26 protein-coding genes are annotated in these 25,531 nt (G+C 41.2%); 12 read left to right on the plus strand and 14 right to left on the minus strand.

The window, feature by feature from the left end:
- The first annotated feature begins 37 nt into the window (after positions 1–37).
- On the plus strand, positions 38–781 hold the full coding sequence (locus tag F909_RS00370) for a sporulation protein (RefSeq protein ID WP_005155074.1): 744 nt from the start codon (positions 38–40) through the stop codon (positions 779–781).
- Positions 782–855: 74 nt separating this feature from the next.
- Positions 856–1,644, plus strand: coding sequence for a glycine-rich domain-containing protein (locus tag F909_RS00365; protein WP_005155078.1), 789 nt, complete (start codon positions 856–858; stop codon positions 1,642–1,644).
- Between the two features lie 9 nt (positions 1,645–1,653).
- On the opposite strand, the gene F909_RS00360 is transcribed toward F909_RS00365, so the two are convergent.
- Together F909_RS00360 and F909_RS00355 are read right to left on the minus strand one after the other, a co-directional pair.
- Positions 1,654–2,517, minus strand: a complete 864-nt coding sequence (locus F909_RS00360) for a LysR family transcriptional regulator (RefSeq protein ID WP_005155080.1) — start codon at positions 2,515–2,517, stop codon at positions 1,654–1,656.
- Between the two features lie 53 nt (positions 2,518–2,570).
- Positions 2,571–2,777, minus strand: a complete 207-nt coding sequence (locus tag F909_RS00355; RefSeq protein WP_004656050.1) for a DUF2061 domain-containing protein — start codon at positions 2,775–2,777, stop codon at positions 2,571–2,573.
- Positions 2,778–3,120: 343 nt separating this feature from the next.
- Between F909_RS00355 and leuC the strand changes: the two genes are divergently transcribed.
- From leuC to leuB, 4 genes are all read left to right on the plus strand, one after another.
- On the plus strand, positions 3,121–4,539 hold the full coding sequence (gene leuC / locus F909_RS00350; RefSeq protein ID WP_005155081.1) for a 3-isopropylmalate dehydratase large subunit: 1,419 nt from the start codon (positions 3,121–3,123) through the stop codon (positions 4,537–4,539).
- 12 nt (positions 4,540–4,551) lie between these two features.
- Positions 4,552–5,202, plus strand: a complete 651-nt coding sequence (gene leuD / locus F909_RS00345) for a 3-isopropylmalate dehydratase small subunit (protein ID WP_005155083.1) — start codon at positions 4,552–4,554, stop codon at positions 5,200–5,202.
- A 136-nt stretch (positions 5,203–5,338) separates the two neighbouring features.
- Complete coding sequence (locus F909_RS00340) at positions 5,339–5,917, plus strand: hypothetical protein (RefSeq protein ID WP_005155099.1); 579 nt, start codon at positions 5,339–5,341, stop codon at positions 5,915–5,917.
- 46 nt (positions 5,918–5,963) lie between these two features.
- On the plus strand, positions 5,964–7,043 hold the full coding sequence (leuB, locus tag F909_RS00335) for a 3-isopropylmalate dehydrogenase (RefSeq protein ID WP_005155101.1): 1,080 nt from the start codon (positions 5,964–5,966) through the stop codon (positions 7,041–7,043).
- A gap of 51 nt (positions 7,044–7,094) precedes the next feature.
- Here the strand turns inward: leuB and F909_RS00330 are convergent, their stop codons facing one another.
- The gene (locus F909_RS00330; RefSeq protein ID WP_005155105.1) at positions 7,095–7,505 is read right to left on the minus strand and encodes a hypothetical protein; all 411 of its coding nucleotides are present in this window, start codon (positions 7,503–7,505) and stop codon (positions 7,095–7,097) included.
- A 148-nt stretch (positions 7,506–7,653) separates the two neighbouring features.
- Here F909_RS00330 and F909_RS00325 point away from each other — a divergent pair, with 148 nt between their 5' ends.
- Positions 7,654–8,025 (plus strand): lysozyme inhibitor LprI family protein, encoded by a 372-nt coding sequence (locus F909_RS00325; RefSeq protein WP_005155107.1) that lies wholly within the window; start codon positions 7,654–7,656, stop codon positions 8,023–8,025.
- Positions 8,026–8,087: 62 nt separating this feature from the next.
- Here F909_RS00325 and infA read toward each other — a convergent pair whose 3' ends face one another.
- On the minus strand, positions 8,088–8,309 hold the full coding sequence (gene infA, locus F909_RS00320; RefSeq protein WP_001284370.1) for a translation initiation factor IF-1: 222 nt from the start codon (positions 8,307–8,309) through the stop codon (positions 8,088–8,090).
- A 229-nt stretch (positions 8,310–8,538) separates the two neighbouring features.
- On the opposite strand from infA, the gene F909_RS00315 reads away from it, so the two are divergent.
- On the plus strand, positions 8,539–9,546 hold the full coding sequence (locus tag F909_RS00315) for an AraC family transcriptional regulator (protein WP_005155109.1): 1,008 nt from the start codon (positions 8,539–8,541) through the stop codon (positions 9,544–9,546).
- Positions 9,547–9,590: 44 nt separating this feature from the next.
- On the opposite strand, the gene truA is transcribed toward F909_RS00315, so the two are convergent.
- The 5 genes from truA to asd all read right to left on the minus strand — a co-directional run bounded on the left by truA (position 9,591) and on the right by asd (position 15,467).
- Entirely contained in the window at positions 9,591–10,388 is a 798-nt protein-coding gene (gene truA / locus F909_RS00310; RefSeq protein WP_005155110.1) for a tRNA pseudouridine(38-40) synthase TruA, read from the minus strand.
- A 15-nt stretch (positions 10,389–10,403) separates the two neighbouring features.
- Positions 10,404–11,372 carry an asparaginase domain-containing protein gene (locus F909_RS00305; protein ID WP_005155111.1) on the minus strand — a complete coding sequence of 323 codons (969 nt, stop codon included), beginning with the start codon at positions 11,370–11,372 and terminating at the stop codon, positions 10,404–10,406.
- A 44-nt stretch (positions 11,373–11,416) separates the two neighbouring features.
- The gene (locus tag F909_RS00300) at positions 11,417–12,673 is read right to left on the minus strand and encodes a hypothetical protein (RefSeq protein WP_005155113.1); all 1,257 of its coding nucleotides are present in this window, start codon (positions 12,671–12,673) and stop codon (positions 11,417–11,419) included.
- Positions 12,674–12,734: 61 nt separating this feature from the next.
- On the minus strand, positions 12,735–14,207 hold the full coding sequence (locus F909_RS00295) for a FimV/HubP-related protein (RefSeq protein WP_005155114.1): 1,473 nt from the start codon (positions 14,205–14,207) through the stop codon (positions 12,735–12,737).
- 141 nt (positions 14,208–14,348) lie between these two features.
- Positions 14,349–15,467, minus strand: coding sequence for an aspartate-semialdehyde dehydrogenase (gene asd / locus F909_RS00290; protein ID WP_005155117.1), 1,119 nt, complete (start codon positions 15,465–15,467; stop codon positions 14,349–14,351).
- Between the two features lie 188 nt (positions 15,468–15,655).
- Between asd and F909_RS00285 the strand changes: the two genes are divergently transcribed.
- Positions 15,656–16,780, plus strand: a complete 1,125-nt coding sequence (locus tag F909_RS00285; protein ID WP_005155119.1) for an endonuclease/exonuclease/phosphatase family protein — start codon at positions 15,656–15,658, stop codon at positions 16,778–16,780.
- 310 nt (positions 16,781–17,090) lie between these two features.
- Here F909_RS00285 and F909_RS00280 read toward each other — a convergent pair whose 3' ends face one another.
- Genes F909_RS00280 through F909_RS00270 form a run of 3 tightly spaced genes read right to left on the minus strand, consistent with a single transcriptional unit; the run spans position 17,091 to position 19,963 of the window.
- A complete protein-coding gene (locus F909_RS00280) occupies positions 17,091–17,801 on the minus strand; it encodes a hypothetical protein (protein ID WP_005155121.1) in 711 nt (236 codons plus the stop codon).
- A 2-nt stretch (positions 17,802–17,803) separates the two neighbouring features.
- Positions 17,804–18,685 carry a DUF6502 family protein gene (locus F909_RS00275; protein ID WP_005155122.1) on the minus strand — a complete coding sequence of 294 codons (882 nt, stop codon included), beginning with the start codon at positions 18,683–18,685 and terminating at the stop codon, positions 17,804–17,806.
- Positions 18,686–18,721: 36 nt separating this feature from the next.
- The gene (locus F909_RS00270; protein WP_005155124.1) at positions 18,722–19,963 is read right to left on the minus strand and encodes a cupin-like domain-containing protein; all 1,242 of its coding nucleotides are present in this window, start codon (positions 19,961–19,963) and stop codon (positions 18,722–18,724) included.
- Between the two features lie 134 nt (positions 19,964–20,097).
- On the opposite strand from F909_RS00270, the gene F909_RS00265 reads away from it, so the two are divergent.
- Positions 20,098–21,627: a PT dipeptide repeat lipoprotein gene (locus F909_RS00265; RefSeq protein WP_005155125.1), complete on the plus strand. Its 1,530-nt coding sequence runs from the start codon at positions 20,098–20,100 to the stop codon at positions 21,625–21,627.
- Between the two features lie 59 nt (positions 21,628–21,686).
- On the opposite strand, the gene F909_RS00260 is transcribed toward F909_RS00265, so the two are convergent.
- Positions 21,687–22,622, minus strand: coding sequence for an LpxL/LpxP family acyltransferase (locus F909_RS00260; protein ID WP_005155129.1), 936 nt, complete (start codon positions 22,620–22,622; stop codon positions 21,687–21,689).
- 139 nt (positions 22,623–22,761) lie between these two features.
- On the opposite strand from F909_RS00260, the gene F909_RS00255 reads away from it, so the two are divergent.
- A complete protein-coding gene (locus F909_RS00255; protein ID WP_005155131.1) occupies positions 22,762–23,292 on the plus strand; it encodes an O-acetyl-ADP-ribose deacetylase in 531 nt (176 codons plus the stop codon).
- Positions 23,293–23,347: 55 nt separating this feature from the next.
- Here the strand turns inward: F909_RS00255 and F909_RS00250 are convergent, their stop codons facing one another.
- On the minus strand, positions 23,348–25,243 hold the full coding sequence (locus F909_RS00250) for an ATP-binding cassette domain-containing protein (RefSeq protein WP_005155132.1): 1,896 nt from the start codon (positions 25,241–25,243) through the stop codon (positions 23,348–23,350).
- Between the two features lie 32 nt (positions 25,244–25,275).
- Between F909_RS00250 and F909_RS00245 the strand changes: the two genes are divergently transcribed.
- A complete protein-coding gene (locus F909_RS00245; RefSeq protein ID WP_005155133.1) occupies positions 25,276–25,521 on the plus strand; it encodes a SlyX family protein in 246 nt (81 codons plus the stop codon).
- Positions 25,522–25,531: the final 10 nt, after the last annotated feature.

The raw sequence follows: 25,531 nt of genomic DNA on the forward strand, positions 1-25,531 counted from the left end.
GCTCAAGATGAAATCATCGTCAGGATCTGAAAGAAAAATGTTGAATAAAATTATGTCGGGTTTAGGCTTGCAAGGCGTCACTGTTGAAACACATTTGCATAATCCAACAGTACAAGCAGGTGCAACATTACAGGGAGAGATTAGTTTTAAAGGGGGCTCATCCGATAAGGACATTAAAGGTTTATATTTGCAATTGATGACCATGGCAGAAGTTGAGTCGGGAGAGCATGAATTTAATCAGCCTTTGATACTCGTCCAATGGTTAATCAGTTCAAATTTTTCTTTACCAGCACATCAAACCCACCATGTTCCATTTAGCATAGATTTGCCGCATGAAACGCCGATCACCGAAGTGGTTTGTCGCCGTAATGGTACGCGAGTGTGGATCAATACCCACATGGATGTAGATTGGGGATTGGATGCCACGGATCGAGACTACTTGAGTGTATTACCAACCCCGGCAATGCACGCGTTTTTACAGGCCATGCAGCAATGTGGTTTTGTACTTTCTTCTGTTGATGTGGAAAAAGGTCAACTTACTGGGCAAAATTTTAGTTCAACAATCGGTTGCTACCAAGAGCTAGAGTTTGTTTCTTCGCATATGTTCAGCGGCTTTAATGAAGTTGAGGTTTCTTTTGTCGCCGAAGCAACTCAAACCCATGTCATGCTTGAAGTTGATCGCCACTTTCGTTCCGATCAATTACTCACCATGACCGTGTTGCATCACAATTTGGATGTCGACCAAATAGCGCAACAAATTCGCCGTTTATTACACATCTGATCTGTTTAATTTGACCTCCCTAACGGGAGTTTTTTTGTCATATTACTGTCATCATTTATTTTTAAGATCAAAGCATGAAAATAAAAATAAATCAGGAAGCACAGACTTCCAATTTGCTTGATGCATTATTGAAATTAGAACGACAACAGCCAATGATCAAAACACGATGGATCATCGTTCCAATCGTGCTGTTACTGTTGATGTACAGTTGGCGGCAACAAGTTTTTAGCGCTTGGGTGATACTTCCTTTTCTATGGGTAATCATTGTGCTGAATTTAGCTCTTATTGCTCGGTCTAAACGAGTGAAGTTGCAAAAGATTGAGCTATTCAAATTTGATCCAATCTTTTGGCGTAAATTTAGATTCTATTATCCAGAACTTGGTTTAAAACAACGACAACTTATCGAAGCTGGGTTTAAAGATTATTTGGCATTACATGTTATGCAAAAACAAGCCTATGCCATGCCTTCACATGCGGTAGATAGCTTATGGCATGTGATGTTGGAGTTTCCGAAACAATATCAACAATTATGTGAACAGGTGCTAGGTCGACAGTTGCATCATGATCCCTATGATGCAACCACTACATCTAAGCAGCAAACGCAACAATTGTTTGAAGCATGGCGAATGAGTTGCACTTTACATGCTTACCAGCCAAGAAATACTACTTTGTTGCCTAGACTATTTGCGATTGATCAAGCACTCCATTGGCAGGAGGGGCAATATTTTAATTTAGAGTTGATGACCAAGGATTATGCTCAATATTTACAAGCTCAGTCCTCGTCATCTTCTTCAAGTTGTGGAAGTAGCAGCGGCAATAGCTGTAGTAGTTGCAGCAGCTGTGGTGGGGGTGGCGGAGATTAATCGAGGCTGCTAGCCAACCTGCATCATTCGAATCAGTTCTTCCGCTGCTTTGGACTGAATTCTTGCAGGATGCCAAACCATGCCCAGTTGACGTTGCATATCCAGTTTCAAATCGAGCTGTTTTAAATCCTGATTGACCAAGGTTTTTGGTAAAACCGACCAACCTAAACCAATTGAAACCAACATTCGAATAGATTCTAATGGGTTGTTGCTCATGGTGATTTTGGGTTTTAGGTTATTCTTTTCAAATTCAGCTAAGGTGATTTGACTGGTATAGGTCTGTGCTGCAGGTAATAGGCTTGGATAGGCAATCAGGTCTTCGAGTTGAAGTGGTGTTTGTTGTGCCAATGGATGGAAGGGCGCAGCAACAAAAACCAAAGGATCATTCCAAATGGTCATATATTTAAGACGATCATCCCCAACCGGTGGCAAGGTTAAAAAAGCGAGTTCGAGTTCACCTGCCAATACCTGCTCATGTGCCTGTTCAGAATCGACAAAATGTACGTCTAAGATCACTTGGGGATAATGTTGGACGAAATTTTTAAGTAGTTCAGCTAAATGGTGCAGACCAATGTGATGACTGGTGCCAATCTTTAAACGACCTTGAACCTGCGCTTGTTCATGGCTTAAGGTATGGTGAATTTCTCCCAGTTCATTGAGCCAAGTGCGAACCTTCGGTAATAGAGAGTGTGCGGCATGGGTTGGCTGAATTCCCCGACCTGCAGATTCAAACAGTTTGACCCCAAAATAGTCTTCTAGGCTATGAATTCGTTTGGTGACTGCAGGTTGGGTAATAAATAATTGTTCTGCCGCGATGGAAATTGAACCAGTTTCCATCACTTTTACAAATGCTTCAAAAGCAGCGAGGTTCATACAAGCTTGTCCAAGGAGATTTTAAAATTAGTTTTATAAGCAGTATTTTTGAATTAGAAATAATTCCATACTTTTTCATGAAAGAAAAAAGCAAAGGCTTGTACTGTCGGCTCAATCAAACTTAGTGTTGCTGCCATGAGCCAATTGCCTGTAATGAGATAAGCAACGATCATCGCAACACTAATATGCATGATGTAATAACTCAAGGTTTTTTTCAAAGTCCTGCTATTGTTCATTACGAATTGTTGAATATTTGACATCGGCTTCGCCCTACACAATCTCTATTTAATTAAATAATAATCATTATCATTTAAAATGTAAAAAGGAAATTTCAATTTAGGATGATTGGATTTATAAATCATGAGATGATTCATTTCAAATAAGTAGCTCAAAGCTATAATGTGCATGAAATGTACTAAGCTAAGATTATTTAAATTTTTTTTAATTTAATGAGACGATCAAGATATAAAATTTCAATTTATCATTCCTAAAAGTTTGTTAATTTATAAAAATGATAAATTAGATTTATGTGAAGTGATTGCTATAATGAATTCAAGATGAAAAATACCCAGACCAATGGCAAGCACGATGGAGGGCGACGACATGGCAGGCAAGACTTTATATGACAAATTATGGGACGACCATTTAGTAAAACAACGCGATGATGGTTCGAGCTTAATTTACATTGATCGCCACTTATTACATGAAGTGACTAGTCCTCAAGCATTTGAAGGTTTGCAACTTGCTGATCGTCAACCTTGGCGTTTAAGTGCCAATGTGGCAACACCTGACCATAACGTACCGACCTCTAAAAAAGAGCGTGAACAGGGAATTGCAGGGATTGAAGATGATACTTCTCGTATCCAAGTCCAAACCTTAGACGATAACTGTAAAACCTTTAATATCGTTGAATTTGGGATTAATGATATCCGTCAAGGGATTGCCCATGTGGTGGGTCCCGAGCAAGGTTTGACTTTACCTGGTATGACTGTGGTTTGTGGTGACTCACATACCGCAACCCATGGTGCTTTTGGGTGTTTGGCACATGGTATTGGTACCTCAGAAGTTGAACATGTCTTGGCAACACAATGTTTAGTACAGAAAAAATCGAAAAACATGTTGGTTCGCGTCGATGGTGTATTAGGTAAAGGCGTGACTTCAAAAGATGTCGTGTTAGCAATTATTGGCAAAATTGGTACAGCGGGCGGTACCGGCTATGCCATCGAGTTTGGCGGACAAGTATTCCGTGATATGTCAATCGAAGGCCGTATGACCGTATGTAATATGGCAATCGAAGCGGGTGCTCGTGTCGGGATGGTTGCAGTTGATGACAAAACCATTGCTTATGTGAAAGACCGTAACTATGCACCAAAGGGCGAACAGTGGGATCAAGCTGTAGCCTACTGGGATACCTTGCATTCGGATGACGATGCTGTATTTGATGCGGTCGTGGTCTTGAATGGTGCCGAGATTGAGCCACAGGTCTCTTGGGGAACTTCTCCAGAAATGGTGATTCCTGTTTCCCAAGCAGTGCCAACATTAGAACAAGCCAAAGATGATGTACAACGCAATGACTGGACCCGTGCTTATCAATATATGGGCTTAACTGCAGGTCAAGCTTTGGCTGATATTCAGTTAGACCGTGTCTTTATTGGCTCATGTACCAATTCGCGTATCGAAGATATTCGCGCCGCCGCAGATGTGGTGAAAGGCCGTACAGTTGCTTCAAGTATTAAGCAGGCGATGATTGTTCCTGGTTCTGGTTTAGTGAAACAACAAGCTGAGCAGGAAGGTTTAGATCAAATCTTCTTGGCAGCAGGTTTTGAATGGCGTGAACCTGGTTGTTCAATGTGTTTGGCGATGAATGCTGATAAGTTACAACCTGGTGAGCATTGTGCTTCGACCTCGAACCGTAACTTTGAAGGTCGTCAGGGCAATGGTGGGCGGACTCATTTAGTCAGTCCAGCGATGGCAGCGGCAGCTGCGATTGCAGGCCATTTTGTTGACGTTCGTTCATTCTAAGGGAGCAATATCATGGAAAAATACACTGTAGAACAAGGTGTTGTTGCACCTTTAGATCGTGCCAATGTTGATACCGATTTGATCATTCCAAAGCAGTTTTTGAAATCGATTAAACGTACTGGATTCGGTGATAACTTATTTGATGAGTTGCGCTATTTAGATGAAGGTTTCTTAGGCCAAGACATCAGCAAACGTCCGAAGAATCCTGACTTTGTATTAAATAAACCACGTTATCAAGGTTCAAGCATTTTATTGGCGCGTACGAACTTTGGTTGTGGTTCAAGCCGTGAGCATGCGCCATGGGCATTGAATGAATATGGTTTTCGTACCGTAATTGCGCCAAGTTTTGCCGATATTTTCTTTAATAACTGCTTTAAAAATGGCATGTTGCCTGTGATTTTGGCTGAAGAAATTGTTGATCAGTTATTTAAAGAATGTGCTGAAGCAGAAGGTTATCAACTTACGATTGATTTAGACGCTCAGGAAGTTCGTACGCCTACAGGTGAAGCATTTAAATTTGAAATTGACCCATTCCGTAAACATTGCTTGTTGAATGGGTTGGATGATATTGGCTTAACTTTACAGGTTGCGGATGATATCCGTGCTTATGAAGAGAAAGCAAAACAATCGCGTCCTTGGGTGTTTCAGGAGATCCAAGCCTAGGTTTGGAGCGAAGAAATAAGACTTGGTCTTGGACATTTGTAACATAGCCATAGCGCAGAGATTGAACTCTTGTTAACATGCTAGCGGATAATATTTTGCTTACATGTTAACAAGACATGAGGACTGGGCTTGAATAATGAAAAGAAGACTCGCTCGCAGTATTTTACTGTGTCTAGGCGCTGCTACGACTCTAACTGCGTGTCAAAATGCACCGAATGTGGTTGATCAAGTTCGTATCGCACAAAACACGTTAGAAAGCAAAGCGGACAACGCAACTTTATATTGTTCAGGTGTTGAGAATTGTGAGTTTGAACGAATCGGTGATATTGCGGTCATTGATGCAAAGACACATCGGATCAGCCAACAGGCAATGCAACGTGGTATTGTTCGATTACATGGTTCGGTATTTAGCCGAAAGCAGCAGGTCTATTTAAGTATGCCTGCGAAGCAATATGAAGTCGTAATCCGTTTCTATCCAATTTCTCCAGATCGTGCGGAGACCTTTCATGTCATTCATGCATTTAAACCGCATGTGCGCTATACCTTTAAAATGTATCGAGACCGAACACGTCGTTCTTCAGGTAGTTTGTTGAATGTTTCTGTACCTGATCCGTTGTGTGTAGATTTACAGCAAGAGCAACACACCATTCGCCGTTTCTGCCGTCCTTTTGATGTCAGTACAGGCCTAGGTGAATTTGTTGAGAAAAAGATTTAATCGGCTCGCAGTCTCAAAGCTGCGCATAGGGAAACTGGAAAAATAGATGTCTAAACATATTTTAATTTTAGCGGGTGATGGCATTGGTCCTGAAATCGTGGCTGCTGCAGAAAAGGTTTTAACCAAGGTCAATGATAAATTTAATCTAGGTTTGACATGGGAACATGGTTTACTAGGTGGATCTGCGATTGATGCACATGGTGAACCGTATCCAACCGTGACCAGTGAGCAGGCAAAAAAAGCAGATGCAATCTTATTAGGTGCCGTCGGTGGTCCAAAGTGGGATACGATTGAACGTTCAATTCGTCCTGAACGTGGTTTATTAAAAATTCGTAGCGAATTAAATTTATTTGCCAATTTGCGTCCTGCAATTCTGTATCCGCAATTGGCAGACGCCTCAAGTTTGAAGCCAGAAATTGTTGCAGGCCTCGATATTTTGATTGTTCGTGAACTCACAGGTGGGATCTACTTTGGTCAGCCACGTGGTATTCGTGAACTCGAAAATGGTGAAAAGCAAGGTTATAACACGGATGTGTATTCAGAAAGTGAAATCAAGCGTATTGCCAAAGTTGCTTTTGAGCTTGCAGGATTACGTGGTGGAAAAGTATGTTCTGTCGATAAGGCGAACGTGCTTGAAGTGACTGAACTATGGAAGCAAACCGTCACTGACTTACAACAAGCTCAATATTCAAATATTCAGTTATCGCATATGTATGTTGATAACGCAGCAATGCAACTGGTTCGTGCTCCAAAGCAATTTGACGTGATCGTAACAGGCAATTTGTTTGGCGACATCTTATCTGATGAAGCAGCCATGTTGACGGGTTCAATAGGTATGTTGCCTTCGGCGTCTTTAGACGAAAATGGCAAAGGAATGTATGAACCATGCCATGGCTCTGCACCTGATATCGCAGGACAGAACATTGCCAATCCATTGGCGACTGTACTTTCTGTCGCGATGATGTTGCGTTACACCTTTCGTGAAGAGGCTGCTGCAAAAGCGATTGAGGATGCAGTCGGTCAGGTCTTGGATCAAGGTCTACGTACAGCGGATATCATGTCTGAGGGCATGAGTAAGGTAGGTACAGATGCGATGGGTGAGGCTGTCGTTGCAGCACTAAGCTAAGTACTTAAATCAATAAAAAACGCAGCATTGGCTGCGTTTTTTATTGGAGAGTTAGCAAGCTTTGCCTTCATAGCGAATTGAGCGCGCAATTTGTTGTTGATCAAGTTCAAAAATAATATGGCAATAGAAGTTCACATCATAGGACTGTTGGCTGGTCGAGACAGAGCCTAAACGTACAGAGCCACTCATGGGTGAACTTGCATCGCCATAAGACTGTGCGATTGGAACTGGAATATTGATTGGGCGAAGCACGGTAAAAACTAAATTTTGATTGCTTTTTTGTGGTTGTTTTAGCGTTTGAAAGCCTAAAGTTCTCAGGTTAAGATTCTGCTGAATTTGATCGGCTGATTGACCAATATAAGGTTGTAAATAGTCTTGTAGTCGCACTGATTGCCATCCAGACGTTGCACATCCTTGTAATGCTAAAACAGATGCAAGTAGACATATTTTATAATTCATCATCTTATTTTCCTTAATTTATCGTCCATAAATATAGTCTAATAATAGAAGATGAAGACAAAAATGTACAAACTTGTCTACTTTAGGGCAATGTTCAAGTTCAGCAAAATATGCTTAGATAGTGATGATAATTAAGCGATTTGGAAATTTCATGCGCAGAATAATATTGAGCCTCATCTGTGGTGCGATGGCGACATTGAGCTATGCAGATAATTGCGATAACGCTCGCAATACTTATGATGATATCTACTGTACCAATAAAATTTATGCCAGTGCTGATACCGATTTAAATAAAAACTACCAGCAACTAAGAAAACAATTGAATGAAACACAACAAAAAATTTTGAAGAAATCACAACTGGCTTGGATTCGCCACCGCGATGCAGAATGTACGGATGACGTGCAAAGCTCTGTCAATGTGCAGTGTCGATTAACGACCACGCAAGAACGCAATAACTGGCTGCAAGAACGTATACGCGAATGTCAGACAGTGGGCTGTAAAACCACGCGTTTGAGTGAATAAACTCACGTGAACAGTATAAAAAAAGCCACATGATGTGGCTTTTTTGCATTCACTAATCTGAGTTAGCGCGCACGATAAGTGATACGACCCTTAGTTAAATCATAAGGTGTCATTTCAACTTTTACACTGTCACCTGTCAAAATACGGATATAGTGTTTACGCATTTTACCAGAAATGTGAGCAATAACTTCGTGACCGTTTTCTAAACGTACACGGAACATCGTATTAGGAAGCGTTTCGGTGACAACGCCTTCGAACTCAATGAGTTCCTCTTTATTGGCCATAGCCTACCTGAGATCAAATTGGGAAGGCGCAAATTATAGTCAATTTATTTAAAATTTACAAGATCAAGTCTGCGAGAGGCTGTCAGATATTAACCGAAAGGAACTGTCGGACAATTCGTGATTTTTTTTAACAAAATAAGCAGAATATTGTTGTCAGTTTGGTCAATCAACGTTAATCTAAAATCGTTGTTCATTGTCATAATAACGTATCTACAGGGAAGGGCACTGCGTGGGTCAGCTAACAGATGCATCAGTTGTATTGCGCTTTGGTTATCAGGCAATTCGTAAAGCCGGATTACCGACTGAAGAGATTTTAACAAAGGCCGGCGTGGCATTAAATCAAATAGATACCAATGCCAGAACGCCGTTAAGTGCACAAAATGCATTTTGGATTGCTGCACAGGAAGTCAGTCATGATCCAGACATTGGGCTACATTTAGGCGAATATCTACCTCTGTATCGTGGCCAAGTCATTGAACACTTATTTATTAGCAGTGAGACTTTTGGTGAAGGACTGAAACGGGCTTTGGCCTATCAGCGCTTGATCAGTGATGCGTTCGATGCCAAGTTGGTTGTTGAGGATGGTCGTTGCTATTTGACCAATGCTGAGCAATTCTGGTCAGATAATTTAGTCAACCGCCATTTTTCTGAATGTGCGATGTCAGGCATTTTACGTTTCTTTAAGTTTATTACAGAAGGTCAATTTCAGCCGATTTACATTGATTTTAATTTCAGTGAGGGGGCGGCTGACGATGAATATTTTAGAGTGTATGGTTGCCCTGTAAGCTTAGGGCAAAAAGCAACACGGCTTTATTTTGATGTTGCTGTTTTGGATTATCCATTATGGCAAGCTGAACCTGAGTTACTTCAATTACATGAACAACTTGCGATTGAAAAATTACAAGAGCTGGCACGATATGATTTAGTCGGTGAAGTACGCCGTGCGATTGGTTCAACGTTAGAGAGTGGTGAAACAACCTTGGAAACGGTTGCTGCTCAGTTAAATATCACCCCTCGTCGCTTAAGAACACAGTTGAGCGAAGCCAATACCAGCTTCCAGCAAATTCTTTCTGATTATCGTTGTCGTTTGGCGAAAAAACTTTTGGCGAATACCAATGAAAGCGTAGAACGTATTGTGTATTTAACTGGTTTTTCTGAGCCAAGTACGTTTTATCGTGCCTTTAAGCGTTGGACCAATGAAACACCAGTCGAATACCGCAAGCGAAAACAGCGTTAATTATTTCTACAGAAAAAGCCTTATCACATTGATAAGGCTTTTTGTTATTCAGGCAAATTCAACCAGTGTGGACCTAAAGGCAGCTGTGGTAAATCAAACTCATCGGGATAATAAGATTGAATAAAATATAAGCCATCTGGTGGAGCGGTAATGCCTGCAGCTGTGCGGTCTTCTGCGGCAAACATGGTATCGATATGATCAATCTCATATTGACCTTGCCCGATCTCAAGTAGACATCCCATGATATTACGGACCATATGGTGCAAGAAGCCATCTGCTTGAATATCTAAGACTAGATAACGACCATGTGCAAATAAGTGACAGTGTTTTACATGGCGTACAGGTTGGTTGGACTGACATGCTGCCGCACGGAAAGTCTCAAAATTATGTGTACCCTCGAATTTTGCAGCAGCGGCAATCATTTTTTGTATATCAAGTGTTTGATAAAGATGTGTCACCTGTTTATACAATAAGGCAGGGCGAGTCGGGGCGTTATACACTACATAGCGATAACGACGTGCCACAGCTTTAAAACGTGCATGGAAATTTTCATCCATGCGTTTAATCCACTGGATGGAAATATCTTTGGGAAGTTGGCTATTGGCACCGCGGATCCAGCCAAGTTCAGGACGGATTGCTTCGGTGTCGAAATGTGCCACCATATTGGTTGCATGCACACCTGCATCCGTACGCCCAGCACCATGCAATACGATAGGTTCATCGGCAATCGTACTCAATACTTTTTCAATGGTTTCCTGAACAGTGATCACGCCAGCCTGTTGGGTTTGCCAACCACGGTATTGAGTACCGCAAAATTCAATACCAATTGCATAACGCTGCATGTTCTAACCTCAAAATTAGTGTTGATGCCAATGTTCGAACCATTGTTCGTGGGTCGGGTATTTTAAATACATTTGCAGGGCTTTTGCATATAAATCGGCATGGCTATGACAATCATTGACTAAAACCTTAGCAGATTGGATCCAAGAGCTGATGGCATAACGTTGATCGAGCTGACCAAAAGTCACTTGCGTGCTGATAATCGGCAGACATTGTTGCTCATATAAACGATCAAATAGTTCAATCACTTCGTCATTCACTGCAATATTACCCGTTCCGAAGCCTTGCAGAACTAAAAAGTTCGGAGGTACATTTAAGCTATTTTTTAATTGTAAAACCAGTTGCTCTTTGGCGATGGGTTGCAGCATCAGATTCAGTATGCTGAGTTGTGCTGCCCGTTCAAGATGTTCATTTTGAACCACAAAACAGTCAGCAGTTGTTGGACAGCTTTGCTCAGCCTTGATGCCGACAAAGGCATCTAGTTCAGTGGTATGCACTTTTAAAGTAGTTTGGGCATGAAAGACTTGCTGATGAAAGGCAAGATAGACACCACTGGCTAAGGTTAAGACCTGTTCGAGGGCTAAATACAGGTTGCCAATGGCATCCGTAAATTCGCGGGTATCATTTCCTTCAACATTGAGTAAAGGGTATTGGCTGCCTGTAATAATGGCATGGCAAGAATGCCCTAAGAAACGTGCCAGGGTTGCAGCAGCATAACTGAGTGTGTCTGTACCATGAATAATGACGAAATGCTGAAAACCCTTTAATTGTAGTTGTTGAATTTGTTGTACCAGTGCAAGCCAGTCAGTTGCTGTGCATGCACTACTATCTTTAATGCTTGGGGCTGCGAAACATTCGACTTGTAAATGCGGTGGAATGACCTTACTTAATAAAGGTAAAAATTGCTGTTCAGGCATTGGCATAAGTGGTTCACCAATACAACCAAACGTCCCACCCATATAAATTAAAGCGATTGTTTTCATCATAAAAAAAGCAGTCTGAGAGACTGCTTATATTAGACTGATCAAATTCAGGAAGCTATTTTATTCAGTAAATTTTCTGAACGTTGTTGTTGCTCTGCATTAAATGACGGGTTGTTTTTTAACAATTCACGAGCAGAATCATAAGCACCCAGTTCAATATACTGCTCTGCAAGCTCTAAATTAAGCTGTGCTTCATCAAGTTGTTGAAGGTCTGGAAATGATTGTGCTAAAGGATCATTGACTACAACATGAGGTGTCGTCGTAGCAGGGGCAGCAACCTCAATTTTGGGTTCAGCTACGGCAGCAGGTTCTGCAACTTCAAACGAAAACGCTGGGGTTTCAATTGACGGTTGAGGTTCTGTTTTAGCTAATGTCGGTTCAAAATTAAAATCTAAGCTTGGTGCAGTTTCTGCAATAGGCTCTTGTGATTTTGTTTGATTTGAGTCGACGTTTAAGTTTGAAAAATTAAAGTCGAGTTCAGGTGTTGTTTCTTCAGTTTTGGTTGCTTCAACTGGAGCAGCAGTATTTGGCTCTAAATTAAAAGAAAATTCAAGTGGTTGCTGTTGCTTACTTTCAGGTGCTTCGACGGGAACCTGTACTGGTTCAACAGCTTCTTTTTGCTGAAAAGAAAAATCAAAGTCCAAAGGTTGAACTTCAGGTACAGGTTCAACAGGCTTTGCTTCTTCGGCAGGTGCTGCATATTCTGACTGTAAATCATCAAAAGACTGTGCTGTTGGCGTTTGAACTAAAGCATCGAAATGGGCCGTATTGTTTTGCGTATTCGATTCAGCTGGCGTGTGGGTTTGATGAAAACCATGAATCGCTGAGTTAAATTCAATCGAGTCAGGTTGTTTATTCTGTTCGTATTCACGACGTTTTGCTTCAGCTGCTTGTGCAATATCTTCAAGTTTTAAGGCATGGATATGTTTGATCAATTGATCAATCGCTAAATCATCTTTTTGCTTCAAATGAAGATCAAGTAAAAAGAGATAAAGTTCATGTTGAGAGTTATCTTGCTTTAAGGCTTGATTGATTTGAGCTTCAGCGGATTGTAAATTTCCAGTTTGAATTTGTTGCTCAAGCTTTTGACGCAAACTTTCAGAAATAGCAGTTGTCGCTGGTGGGGCATATTCTTGTTCTTCTCGGACCAGTGTGGTACGCGAAGCCGATCTTGTCGCTGCTTTTTTTGTCGTTTTACTTGCACCTTTTTTAGGCGCAGTATTGGCTTGATTGCTTTCACGTTTTTTTAAAACGATAGCTACAATCAGTACAATGACGAGCAGTACAATGATTATAGTTGACATGATCTATACCCCTTAAAGATAGAGCCGCTTTTATGCAAATTTATGAGAATATTCTCGCAACCTAGCGTGTTGGCTTTTTAGTGTCCTGTTGCGCTTTCAACTGATCTTGGAGTTCGGCAAGCCGAGCATTTAGCAGGTGAATACGTTGTTCCTTCTGACGTAGTGCCAATTCTAACTGTGTTACGTTTCTTTGTAATGTAACGGTTTTTTCTCGTGCTGTCATAACTTTTAATGATAAATCGGCACTGGTTTTTTGCTGTAATGTGTCTTTTTTGGCACTTCCAGTACTGGAATCTTGATTACTTTCTGCGACTAAAGACATTTCAGCTTGTTGTAAACGATATTTGGCTTTTCCTGCTGCTGGACCTTGTGTTTGTGCTGCAATTTGATTGGCACTCTTATTCTGCTGCGTTGTTGTTGCAGCAAGATTAAAGTTTAAATTTGAGCCCTGTCTAAGACGATTGGCATTACCCCCAATAAAAGCATGCTCATTTTGTGCTTTGATTTGATTCATGACTTTGGAGACAGGTTGATGAGTTTGCCCTGCAATGCGTTGTGCAATACTCCATAACGACTCATTGCGTTGGACTGTATGTTTTTGGTTGTTTTCATTATTCGGAGTTGATGCTGGGCTTGTTGGGGCTTTTTTCTTGGCAGATTGAATAGTTTCTTTAACCTGATTTTGTGCTTTATCTTTTTCTTTTAATGCGACTGTTTTTAAATCCGTAGTTTTTAATTCAGTATCAAGCGCTTCGCTGCTCTTGGTCGCTGTTGGCGGCAGAGTTGCTTGAGTTGTTTCTTGTTTCAGTGGTGCTGTTGCTGGCTGAGGTTTGGTTTGTTCTGCAACAGGTGTGGTTGGCTGTGGTGTAGCTGTTGCGGTCGCCATTGTTCCTGCTTTAACTGTTGAAGCAATCGGAATAGCACTGGTATTTGCAGTTGTTGTGACTGCTGGCTTTGATGTCTCTAATATAGGTGGAAGAGCAAAAGGTGCGTTGAGGAGTTTTTCTTGTTTTAAGCCCTGAGGTTGTGGAGTTGTATTTGCAACATTAAATCGTGTACTTTCTGGTAAGTTTAAAGCAATGTCTTTTTCACTCACAATAAACTTAGGTGTCAGTGATTTTTCATTTGCATTTTTAACTGAAGGTATTTTTGCGATCTGACGCATTGGCTGGCGAATATGCTTTAAATGAGATGCACCGCCTTCCTGAATTTTTAAAATAATATTCAGCTCCGCATCGGTCATTGGGCGTGATGAAGTGATCACAATCACACCTTCACCTTGATTATTGCGGCGCGTAAAAAAATTAAGACTGGAAGGAGGCTGATGCGCAGCGCCTATCATTAATAAATCTTCTGGAGTTGCCAAACTGACATCTAATTTCGAGTTGGCATCCGCTTGGTGGAAACTCATTTCTGCATAGAGTAACTCACCAGGCGCAGATTGGATTTGTACTGGATCAAGTGTAATCGCATAAAGATGTTGCGAAGAAAATATGGCTAAAATGGCAATTTTTAATTTGTTATAAACAGTCATCTCGATCCATGAAAAAGTGATGTTATAGTCAGGAAAAAGTATACATTACCGTGATGTAAATGAATTGTAAATTAATCATCTTTCATCGCAATAAAAAAGCCGATCAAATGTGATCGGCTTTTGATTTTTAGACATTTTTGCTTAAGCGTTCTTATATTCCACCAAGATGCGAAGCATACGGCGTAATGGCTCAGCAGCACCCCAAAGCAGTTGATCACCGACAGTGAATGCACCAAGATATTCTTTACCCATATTGAGCTTGCGTAAACGACCAACAGGAACAGTTAAAGTACCTGTCACCGCAACAGGAGTAAGATCAGTCATAGATGCTTCACGAGTATTCGGCACTACTTTTGCCCATTGGCTAGAGTTACGAATCATGTCCTCGATTTCATCAAGCGGCACATCTTTTTTCAATTTCAATGTAATTGCTTGGGAATGGCAGCGCATTGCACCAATACGGACACAGTGACCATCAATTGGAACGATTTGTTGATTGCCCAAGATCTTGTTGGTTTCAACCTGACCTTTCCACTCTTCTTTCGACTGACCGCTTTCGAGCTGTTTATCGATATAAGGAATCAAAGAACCAGCCAATGGCACGCCAAAGTTTGTTTTCGGGAAGCCTTCACCACGTTGCAAGTCCGCAATTTGACGGTCAATATCAAGAATTGCAGATTTAGGATCATCCAATAACGTTTTGGTATTGTTATACAAATAACCCATGCCCGTGATCAGTTCACGCATGTTCTGTGCGCCTGCACCAGATGCTGCCTGATAGGTCATAGAGGTCGCCCATTCCACTAAATTGTTTTGGAACAGTGAACCTAATCCCATCAACATTAATGAAACGGTACAGTTACCGCCAACAAAGGTTTTAGTACCGTTGACTAAACCATCTTTGATCACATTTAAGTTGACTGGATCAAGTACGATAATGGCATCATCAGCCATACGCAGAGTCGATGCTGCATCAATCCAGTAACCATCCCAGCCTTCGGCTTTAAGTTTTGGGAAAACTTCAGAGGTATAATCACCACCTTGACAGGTTAAAATGACATCCATTTGCTTCAGACTGTTAATGTCCGTTGCATCCATAAGTGCTGGGGCAGTCTTACCACCAAATACAGGTGCTTCACCACCTGCATTACTGGTAGAAAAATAGAATGGTTCGATATGAGCAAAATCATTCTCTTCAACCATACGTTGCATGAGGACAGAACCAACCATCCCACGCCAACCGACCAGACCTACTTTCATGTCATTGTGCCTCGGTATGTAAAAAATTTTAAAGGGGTTTGAGTGTATCAAAAGTGCCCACAACTGCAAGCTTTACAGAAATAAAACAGTGCATTTATTGAGTGGAATAACTTGTTTATATTAGATAGAAAATTGATAAAGCGGCAACTTTATTGTAAATCTATGCTACGCCTAAGAGAAAAATGAACATGATATGGATTCAGATTTGCGCAGCACTGGTAATATGGCTTTCTTTTTGGTCTTTGATTCCCAGAGATGAATGGTGGATTCGGGGTGCTGATTTTCCTAGATTGCAGATTTTAGCATTGGGGATCATTACGCTTGTTGCGATGTTGTTTGGTCTATCTGATTGGACTTTAAGTACAGAGCTACTTTTCCTGGGGTTGGTGGCTGCAGTTGCTTATCAATTAAAAATGATTTTGCCCTATACCCCGTTGTGGCGAAAACAGGTCCAGAAAGTGAAAAAGGCACAAGCCAATCCTGAGCAACAGATTTCCTTATTGGTTGCCAATGTACTGACACCAAATCATAAATATCATCTGTTAATCGAGCAGATCAAGACTTTAAAACCTGATCTTGTACTCACACTTGAATCCAATACAGCTTGGCAGCAAGCATTGAGTCAGATTGAACAGGATTATCCATTTCGCGTGCCTGTTCCTTTAGAAAATCTATATGGGATGCATCTGTATAGCCGTTTACCTTTAAACAATACTGAGGTTAAATTCATCTTAAGTGATGAAATTCCCTCTATTCATACATGTTTGACTTTGGAGTCGGGTGTACAGGTTCAGTTGTACTGCTTGCACCCAAAACCACCAAGTCCAACCGAGGCGAAAGATTCCACATTAAGAGATGCAGAATTGTTAATTGTGGGGGATCAAATTAAAGATCTAGATCAGAGCTGCATTGTGATGGGCGATTTGAATGATGTGGCTTGGTCGAGAACAACGCGTTTATTTCAGCGGATTAGTGGCTTACTTGATCCGCGGGTGGGACGCTATTTTATGAATACCTTCCATGCGGATTATCCTTTATTAAGATGGTCACTGGATCATATCTTTCATAGTACTGATTTTGGTTTAGTCGAAATGAAACGCTTATCTCATATCGGTTCAGATCATTTTCCTGTTTATGTAGTATTGCAAACAGGGCGTGTTTTCGAGCAACAGCAACAAGCTCTAGAGCAGACGGCTGAGGATGAGCAGGATGCGCAAGACGCGATACAAGAGGGAATAGAAAAGGCTGAAAAAGAAGAGAAAAAAGTAGTCGATCCTTTAGCACAACCGCATAAGCAGCAGATGCAAAGTTAATCAAATTTGATCGGGTTGATGAGAGGTGATTTTAAAGTTTCACTAATCAATGTACGTTATTTCGTACATAGATTTAAGTCTGCAACGCATAGTGCATCATCGGCAAAAGGTTTATTCTAAATACATCAGCACAGGGAAGCAGGAATGGAATTCCGATTACGGATAGCGACGCTGAGATGGAAAAGTCATCATGGATATGATGCATGCGATGGACGCAGGATAATAAGAATATTGTGAAAGCACAACCTCATTTACCCGAGTTTTGCAGGATGCAGAACTCGGGTTTTAATTTTTTAATATCAGTCAATATTTAATCTGCTGTATCACCACTTGGGATTTCAGGGACGCTTTCTGTTGGCTCTTCTGTTCCAATCACTTTTGGAACACGACGTTTATGAATAGGAACGACCATCTTCGCAGCCTCACATTTTTTCCATGCTGTATCTGCCTTTGGTAGTTCTGTCTGGTAAAAAGCGTTGTAACTGACGATGAATGGAAGTTCGGTTTCTGCAAAGGTTAAGTTCAGCTCATAAGTACGTGTTTCATATGGGCGAAGAACTTGCAGTTCATCTTGATCGGCACCACATCTTAATGGTTGAGAAAAGGCCATGGGGGTTTGGTCAAGCTGAAATTCAATTGGGCTGCATAGTGGAACCAGTTGATATACATAATTGGGTGTGGTGTTCTTAATCTCAATTTGTAAGGGTGTGATGTTAATCTGCTGAACACGACCGATTGGTAAAGCTTGTTTGGTTTCCCAGTCGATAAAGCGCATGTTACGTTGTATGCCCATGCAGGTGTCTTGGGTTTCCTGTGGAATAGCAACTACATATTCATAGACTTCATCTTTATCACCAGTAGACGGGTTTGAAATTCCCCCAGTGTCACCACCAGGAAGGGGCTTCTGGGTACCAGATCCACTTCCGCCAAGACTGACATTGGCGACAGAAAAGTTCTCTCCACAAGCAGTTAAGCTAACTAAAGGGATTAGAGTAACAAAGGGCAGCAGTAAGCTTCTCATTTTTATTTATCCTTAAAAATATAAGGCACTTGTAGTTTTATCTGACTATCGTATTGGTAAACGCCAAATCGAAATTGATAATGTGCATCATCTTTTTCTTGGTCTTGTTCACAATGCTGGATCGCGGCATTTAAGAGTTGTTTTGCCATGTCTTGCCAAAGTTCGATACTTAACTGTCGAAGTGCTTCAACCGATTGGGCGGTTAATTTCTCCGCATGTACGGCTTGTTCGAGATGCGTAAAGGGTTTTTCACTAATAAAGTTATCAATTCCTGCGGCCAAATGATCACTGAGATTGGCTGAAAACAGGGTTTTACTTTCTTGCATTTGGTTATTGGGGGTAAAGCTATTTTGTTGCAGAATGACATTTTGCCCAGTTTGTTCAACGACACCCAAACGCTGTAATTCAAACAAGATTGAACGTGGATGTTTCTCTGTTGAAATATGCCTGACCAGTGATTCAAAGCTATTTTCCTCACCTGAAACAGGAATTTGATGAGGCAGATCAAGTGCGATCCAACGCGCAATAACGCGTGCAGGCACGCTGATGGCAAAATTGGGTGTTTCAGTTTCATTCTGATGGGTCTGCTGTCTAAAAGCACTGACATCTTTGCGATGTAGACCTGACAATAAACTGACGGCCGAATCGGTTTTGTTTTGTTGAATTCGATCTAGTTCTGCGAGTGCTTGCGCATAAAAAATTGGCTTTAAGGCAGCAACGAAATCAGTATAGCCCACACCAGAATGAATCAACCAACGTGCAATATGCTGCATCATTGGAAAGATACTTTCCAATGTCGTTTCCGCATCTTGTGGAATCACGCCTTGTAGATTAAGCCCAGATTGTTCGTTGCTTATCTTGACTCGTTCTGTTGGTTTTACCATTCAATCACCTTAACAATAGATTCGATATAAATTACTTTAAGCATAAGTTGGGGAGGGAAATGATTCTGCCCCGCTATTGTCGATATTAAAATGAGTGAAAGAGACACTCATGGAAATATCTAAACTCTCAACACAATGCCACCAGCCGAGAGGAATAAATAAAGCTTCACCCTCATTGAGAATGCATTCGAGTTTACTGCTTTGAGCAAAGTCTGGAAATGATTCGAGCACATTGGGGTGATGGGGATCCGAGATTTTACTAAATACTGCAACATCATTATAGAGATGCGGGGTTTGTAGCGCAGGAATCAGTGTTACTTTTTTCCGACCATAAATTTGTACTAGAACGTTGTTGGTCAGATCATGGTGCAATGGGGTAAATGCGCCTTTCGGCCCGAACCAAATAAAACTACGGTCATATACCTGCGTATGGTCGGTATAACCATGAAAGTGATCAATATCCTGAAATAATGCGGCCAAACTGGACTGACTGGCTTTGGCATTATTTGCCGTCATATAAAAATTATTGGAATGTTGAGTCTGTTCGATTAAATCGACGAAATCACTCATCCGCATTTGAGTTTTATGTTGAGTCGAGTTGCGTTCAAATAGGGGATCTTGCTCACGATTGAATTGCACTTCAATCTCTTGAGTACCTACGGTTTGCTTGAAATATTGGGGTGACCATTTTTGCAGAGCTGGCCAATGTTGGACTGAATTGGTCAAAATCACAGGTAAATTTCGACTGTAATAATGCTGAATAAAATCGGAAAAAGTGGGTTTTGCAATACGACTGATCTGTTGATATTCAGGATTTAAACGAGCAAAGCGATCTAATGTATGCAGCAACCAATTACGCTTTTTAACTAAAAAATGCTGTTCTTGAGCAATTTGAAAATAAGGATGTTGTTTTAATTGTACAAATTCAAAAGCAATATCAATTTCGCTCAATCCCTGTTGCTGCAAGGATTGATAAATATAAGCTTTATGAGATCCATCTAAAACCGCCAGCGCTAACCATTTTTTTTGTTGGGTATTCAAAGCGCTGCTGAGCTGAGCCTGTTTTTCTGTTGCACTGTCTTCGAGATCACGATAATGCTGCTCATCGATTTGTATGTGAGTAGAAAACTCTTTATTGAGATCAATCAATCCTTCACGCAATAGAATATTGGTCAACTCGATCGGAGCGCAGCCTCGCTCTAGGTTTTCTTCTAGCCATAGCTGCCATTCCAGCGGTAAGGCACTGAACTGTCTAGCTAAATTCTCTTGCATATCCATACATTTGAACCATCAATAAAAATGATTTTGACCTTTCGTTATTAATTTACGCATAAACATATTTGCACTCAAGAAGAAAAGTGTTAAATTTTCACATACACAATATGTGAAAAAATCACACAGAGGGTGATACAATGAAAAAAATATGGACACAATTAGCACTAAGCGTGACCTGTGCAATCTTGGTGGGTTGTGGATCTGATAACGATTCGGATTCAACACCGACGCCAACCCCAACCCCAACCCCAACGCCTACACCGACTCCAACACCTACACCAACTCCAACGCCTACACCGACCCCAGTCGTAGCTGATCGTTTTGTCGGTTCATGGTTAGGAGGTTTCTGCTTTGAAGGACGCCGTTCAAATCTAACAGTGCATAAGACGTCAGATACTAGTGTTCGTTTTACCACTGAAACTCGTCAATTCGAAAAAGAGGATTGTACGGGAGCGGTAATCAAAACATATCCTGTTGCTTCGGATGATGCGCTTATTAGTGAAATTTCGACTACAGAGACCAGTGGTACAACGACAGTCAATCGGGTGAAATATAGTGATCGACATCGGCCAAACGGCTTTGCCTCAGCATATGGCTTTAAGGGCGATGGCATGTGCGCCGTGAACGAAAAGGCAAGTGCAAAAGATATTCAAACCTATATGGACGCAGTTGATCCATCAAAAACAGTGACGTGTTATACCCGTACTAATGTCGAAGGTTATAGTTTATTGAAACCAACAGTGAAGAAGGCAACGGCAAGTTATCGTCTGTTAGATAATCAAAGTTCGTGGGCGAACTTCTTGGCGCAAGCCAATGAGCAGGGGGGACAAGGTTTTGCTTTGGCAGGCACCTCTTTAGATGTGAAAAAAGCAAATAGTGATTTCCCCGAACCTAAAAATTTGTATGTTAAAAATAATGCTTCAACGGATACCTATAGCTATAAAATCGTAGATGTAACCACCAGGATTGTTGCCGATAGATATTTGCTGCGTTTGGCGGAAATGAAAAAACAAGGTGCGTTAGGTTTTGCGTATAAGTCATACCTGAGAGAAGATCCAAGCTATACCTATAAACATTTATTTGTCAAAAATGATAAAAAACCAGCAACCTATAGTTATGATAATCGGTTCATATTAGCCAGTCAGGCGACCCGATCTGTTATTTTAGAGGCCTTTAATACCTTAGGGGCGCAGGGTTGTAAGCTGGTTTTTGCAGGTAGTACTTTTACCAATAATGGTACAACCAATGATACGTTTTATGTACCTACTTGTGTAAACAGTAGTATCCACAACGGAACCTATTCGTATCGCTATTTTGAAATGCCAACCACACCAGCTGGTTTTTATGAGGATAATCCAACCAAGCTTGATCTATTACTGAAGCAACAAGCGGCTGAAGGTTATCATTTAATTGATAAAGACAATGCAGTTGAATTCTATAATACCAAAGGCTATTTATTTGAGCGCGATAGTGCTAGTACTGCCAATATTGAATCTAAAGTATTTAAAGAAGATGCGATTTATAAACTTGATCTACCGAGTGAAATCCAAAATCGCTTACAAGATCAGGGGAATTTAGGTTGGTTCATCAATGTCAAACTCGGTTCAGTGTATAGCAACACGCCAACTTATTTTGATTTAAGTACTGGGGTGATATTTCCGAACTAAATTATTGTTACTGTTTTAGAAAAGAGCCACTTCTATTTATGCAGTGGCTCTTTTTTGTATTAATAGATTTTGTCGTAACCTTCAGCTCTGTTTTTAAAACGACGGTGGAACCACATCCATTGGGTTGGGGCAATACGAAGTTGAGCCTCGATAATTTTATTCACGCGAACCGCATCATCGACTTCATTTTCACTTGGCATGTTTTCGACAATCGGTTCAATCAGCACTTTATATTGTGGATTGCGAACATCGCCATACCGGTAGAAATATAAGGGAATGGCGACTGCTTTAGAGATTTTTAATAAGCGGCGATGTGCCGTGACGGTTGCAGCAGGAACACCAAAGAATGGGGCCATAACCCCTTGTTTTAATCCAAAATCTTGATCTGGACTATACCAAATCGCACCGCCATCTTTGAGTCGGCGAATCAATCCGCGCATATCATCATGATCAATCTGGTGTTGATAAATGGTGGCACGGCAACGATAAATCAGCATGTCTAGCATCGGATTGTTCTGTGGGCGGTACACCACATCGGGTTCGAAATATTGCGAACAAATATAACCGCCTGCATCCAGCAAAGTACTGTGTGTTCCAAGCAATAACACACCTTTGCCTTGTGCTTTTGCATGAGTAATGTGCTCTAAACCTTCAATACTATGACGGTCTTTAAACCATTTTGGACAATACCAGGCATTCAGTGTTTCAAACATCCCAAGCATCATATCGACGAAGACTTGTTTTGCTTGGGCTTCAATTTCAGCAGGAGACCATTCTGGAAAACATAGCTCTAAATTTCGAAGCGTGGTTTTACGGCGTGACTTGAGTAAACGCCAGCATAAAGCAGCTAAACCATGTGCCAAGCGCCACTGAATTGCCCATGGGAGAATGGCCAATAGCATGAGAAAGAGAATGGCGATCCAAATTTTCCAGTATTTGGGTAATAGAAATTTCCATTGAAATTCGCCAGGGATATAAGACTGATTTTGACTCATAAACTTAGTAAAGAGAATAACGTTGAATTTCAGAGCAGTGTAACATGAAGTGAGTTTGGCAACTTTAAATGTAAAATAAAACTCAAGCTGTTTTTATCGTTCGCGATCTCTTATATATCACAATGAAAAGGGGAGTCTTTTGAAAAGTATCAGAATAATCAAAGGGGATATTACCCAAATCGCAGTAGATGCAATTGTGAATGCAGCCAATACTTCACTCCTAGGCGGTGGAGGTGTAGATGGTGCGATTCATCGTCGTGGTGGCGCAGCGATTTTGACAGATTGTCAAAAAATCCGTGCTAAGCAAGGTGGTTGTGCAGTTGGCGAAGCGGTCGTGACCAGTGCAGGAAATCTACCTGCGAAATATGTCATTCATACAGTTGGACCGACATGGGGTGAGGGGCAACATCAGGAAGTCGTGCTATTAGAAAATGCTTATCGGAATAGTTTTAAATTAGCAGAAGAGTTGAAACTACAAAGCCTTGCATTTCCAAATATTTCAACTGGGATTTATCGCTTTCCCAAACAGCTTGCTGCACAGATCGCGTTAAAAATCATTGCTGAACAACTCAGAACGGGAATATTTGTACAAGAGGTTGTTTTTGTTTGTTTTGATGATGAAAATTTTAATATTTACCAATCTTTGAAACAAGATTTTGATTTAGCGTAAACTTAATCGAATGCAGTGAAGCATTTACTCTCGAAAGAGTAAATGCTTCATCGATTTAGTTGCCTTTCGACATATTTTCTAAAATGTCCCAGCGTTCCAATTTTTCAAGCAATACTTCTTCAATTTCCGCCAGACGTTGGCTGGCTGCGGTTGCTGCATTGGCATCACTGACAAACCATGAGCCATCTGCCAGTTTTGCCGACAATTCTGTTTGCTCGGTTTCCAGTTTTTCAATCTCAGCAGGCAGTTGTTCAAGCTCACGCTGATCTTTATAACTGAGTTTTACCTTTTTAGGTGCTGCGGCCGCTTCTGCTTTGGCTTGCGCTTTTTTTACATCACTTTTCTGATCAACCACCTTCTGATCTGGGCGCTGTTCCAAATAGTCTTGATAGCCACCGATGTATTCATCAATGTTACCTTTACCATCAAATACCCAAGTCGAGGTCACGACATTGTCCATAAAGGCACGGTCATGCGAGATCAACAGCAAAGTACCTTTATAGTCAGACAGCATCTCTTCAAGCAGCTCAAGGGTCACCATATCCAAGTCATTGGTTGGTTCATCCATGACGATTAAATTCGATGGTTTAAGCAGAAGTTTTGCCAACAAGATACGGTTTCTTTCACCCCCTGAAAGTGCTTTAACTGGGGTGCGTGCACGTTCTGGTGAGAATAAAAAGTCTTGTAAATAACTATAGATATGACGACGGTTACCATTCACATCAACAAAATCAGAACCTTCTGAAACGTTGGCCATGACGGTTTTTTCAAGGTCTAAGGCATTACGCAACTGGTCAAAATAGGCAACTTCGAGTTGTGTTCCCGTTTTAACCAAACCGCCATGCTCGATTTCACCTAAAATGGCTTTGATCAATGTGGTTTTGCCGACACCATTGTCACCCACCAAACCAATACGATCACCGCGCAGGACGATCGCCGAGAAGTCGTTAATCAGTGGCTGCGCACCATAGCTGACACTCAAATGTTCAATTTCAAATACTAATTTACCAGAGCGATTGGCTTCTTGTGTTGCCATGCTGACCTTGCCTTGTTGTGAACGACGTGCTTTAGATTGTTCACGTAAGTCTTTCAACGCACGGACACGACCTTCATTACGGGTACGACGTGCCTTAATACCTTGACGAATCCAAGCCTCTTCTTCCGCTAACTTTTTATCAAATAAAGCATTCTGTTTTTCTTCTGCTTCCATTTGTTGGGCTTTGAGATCGAGATAACGAGAATAGTTACCTTCGTAGCTACGCAGAATCCCGCGATCAAGCTCGACAATACGGGTGGCAATGCTGTCGACAAATGAACGGTCATGCGAAATAAACAACAGGGTCAGATTATTTTGATCCATTAAAAACTTTTCTAACCATTCGATACTTTCCACGTCCAAATGGTTGGTTGGTTCGTCGAGTAGTAGTACATCTGGTTGAGTCAGTAGGGCGCGCGCCAACAATACGCGACGTTTACGTCCCCCTGATAAATCTGCTAAATCAGCATCGGGATCAAGTCCCATTTTGCTCAGAATCGAGTTGACCTTATTTTCTAATGCCCAGCCATCCAACTGATCGAGTTTATGTTGCAACATCCCCATGCGATCACAGGCATCCATATCACCCAAAACGCAGGCATCGCTTGCTTCATGGTATTCTTTGAGCACAATGGCTGCTTCGCCTGCACCATCTGCCACGATGTCGGCGACTTTACCTGAGTCCATTGGGACGTCTTGGGCTAACATTGAAACAGTTAAACCATTTTGAATTGAAACTTCACCGTTATCAGGTAAGAGACTTCCCTCAATCAGTTTTAATAAAGTAGACTTACCTTCGCCATTACGACCAATTAAACAGACTCGTTCGCCACGTTCTAGGCTGAAATTCGCGCCGTCGAGTAGGGCAGGTCCGCCAAATGCGAGATGGACATCCCTTAAAGTAATATAGGCCATAATGTTTCCTAAAAGTTCAGATGAGGTCTGAAATGACTAAACCACAAAATTTTGATAATCACGCGTCATTCTCCGCACCCATTGAAGATTTGCAAGTCCGAATTGCATTTTTAGATGATTTAGTTGAACAATTGAATCAACAGCTCGCAATTCAAACGCAGGAAATTGCTGATTTAAAAAAACAAATGCAATTTTTATATCGTCGAGTTGAATCTTCAGATTTATCGGAAGGAATTGCCGCTTTTGACCCTGTGAATGACAAACCCCCTCATTATTAATAAATCATGC

Origin of the sequence: Acinetobacter sp. ANC 3929 (genome assembly GCF_000369405.1) — a bacterium.
Classification (GTDB): domain Bacteria; phylum Pseudomonadota; class Gammaproteobacteria; order Pseudomonadales; family Moraxellaceae; genus Acinetobacter.

Excerpts from the sequence above, each read along its gene's own strand:
- F909_RS00370 (WP_005155074.1), top strand. The coding sequence starts at position 38 with ATGTTGAATAAAATTATGTCGGGTTTAGGCTTGCAAGGCGTCACTGTT.
- F909_RS00365 (WP_005155078.1), top strand. The coding sequence starts at position 856 with ATGAAAATAAAAATAAATCAGGAAGCACAGACTTCCAATTTGCTTGAT.
- F909_RS00360 (WP_005155080.1), bottom strand. The coding sequence starts at position 2,517 with ATGAACCTCGCTGCTTTTGAAGCATTTGTAAAAGTGATGGAAACTGGT.
- F909_RS00355 (WP_004656050.1), bottom strand. The coding sequence starts at position 2,777 with ATGTCAAATATTCAACAATTCGTAATGAACAATAGCAGGACTTTGAAA.
- leuC (WP_005155081.1), top strand. The coding sequence starts at position 3,121 with ATGGCAGGCAAGACTTTATATGACAAATTATGGGACGACCATTTAGTA.
- leuD (WP_005155083.1), top strand. The coding sequence starts at position 4,552 with ATGGAAAAATACACTGTAGAACAAGGTGTTGTTGCACCTTTAGATCGT.
- F909_RS00340 (WP_005155099.1), top strand. The coding sequence starts at position 5,339 with ATGAAAAGAAGACTCGCTCGCAGTATTTTACTGTGTCTAGGCGCTGCT.
- leuB (WP_005155101.1), top strand. The coding sequence starts at position 5,964 with ATGTCTAAACATATTTTAATTTTAGCGGGTGATGGCATTGGTCCTGAA.
- F909_RS00330 (WP_005155105.1), bottom strand. The coding sequence starts at position 7,505 with ATGATGAATTATAAAATATGTCTACTTGCATCTGTTTTAGCATTACAA.
- F909_RS00325 (WP_005155107.1), top strand. The coding sequence starts at position 7,654 with ATGCGCAGAATAATATTGAGCCTCATCTGTGGTGCGATGGCGACATTG.
- infA (WP_001284370.1), bottom strand. The coding sequence starts at position 8,309 with ATGGCCAATAAAGAGGAACTCATTGAGTTCGAAGGCGTTGTCACCGAA.
- truA (WP_005155110.1), bottom strand. The coding sequence starts at position 10,388 with ATGCAGCGTTATGCAATTGGTATTGAATTTTGCGGTACTCAATACCGT.
- F909_RS00305 (WP_005155111.1), bottom strand. The coding sequence starts at position 11,372 with ATGATGAAAACAATCGCTTTAATTTATATGGGTGGGACGTTTGGTTGT.
- F909_RS00300 (WP_005155113.1), bottom strand. The coding sequence starts at position 12,673 with ATGTCAACTATAATCATTGTACTGCTCGTCATTGTACTGATTGTAGCT.
- F909_RS00295 (WP_005155114.1), bottom strand. The coding sequence starts at position 14,207 with ATGACTGTTTATAACAAATTAAAAATTGCCATTTTAGCCATATTTTCT.
- asd (WP_005155117.1), bottom strand. The coding sequence starts at position 15,467 with ATGAAAGTAGGTCTGGTCGGTTGGCGTGGGATGGTTGGTTCTGTCCTC.
- F909_RS00285 (WP_005155119.1), top strand. The coding sequence starts at position 15,656 with ATGATATGGATTCAGATTTGCGCAGCACTGGTAATATGGCTTTCTTTT.
- F909_RS00280 (WP_005155121.1), bottom strand. The coding sequence starts at position 17,801 with ATGAGAAGCTTACTGCTGCCCTTTGTTACTCTAATCCCTTTAGTTAGC.
- F909_RS00275 (WP_005155122.1), bottom strand. The coding sequence starts at position 18,685 with ATGGTAAAACCAACAGAACGAGTCAAGATAAGCAACGAACAATCTGGG.
- F909_RS00270 (WP_005155124.1), bottom strand. The coding sequence starts at position 19,963 with ATGGATATGCAAGAGAATTTAGCTAGACAGTTCAGTGCCTTACCGCTG.
- F909_RS00265 (WP_005155125.1), top strand. The coding sequence starts at position 20,098 with ATGAAAAAAATATGGACACAATTAGCACTAAGCGTGACCTGTGCAATC.
- F909_RS00260 (WP_005155129.1), bottom strand. The coding sequence starts at position 22,622 with ATGAGTCAAAATCAGTCTTATATCCCTGGCGAATTTCAATGGAAATTT.
- F909_RS00250 (WP_005155132.1), bottom strand. The coding sequence starts at position 25,243 with ATGGCCTATATTACTTTAAGGGATGTCCATCTCGCATTTGGCGGACCT.
- F909_RS00245 (WP_005155133.1), top strand. The coding sequence starts at position 25,276 with ATGACTAAACCACAAAATTTTGATAATCACGCGTCATTCTCCGCACCC.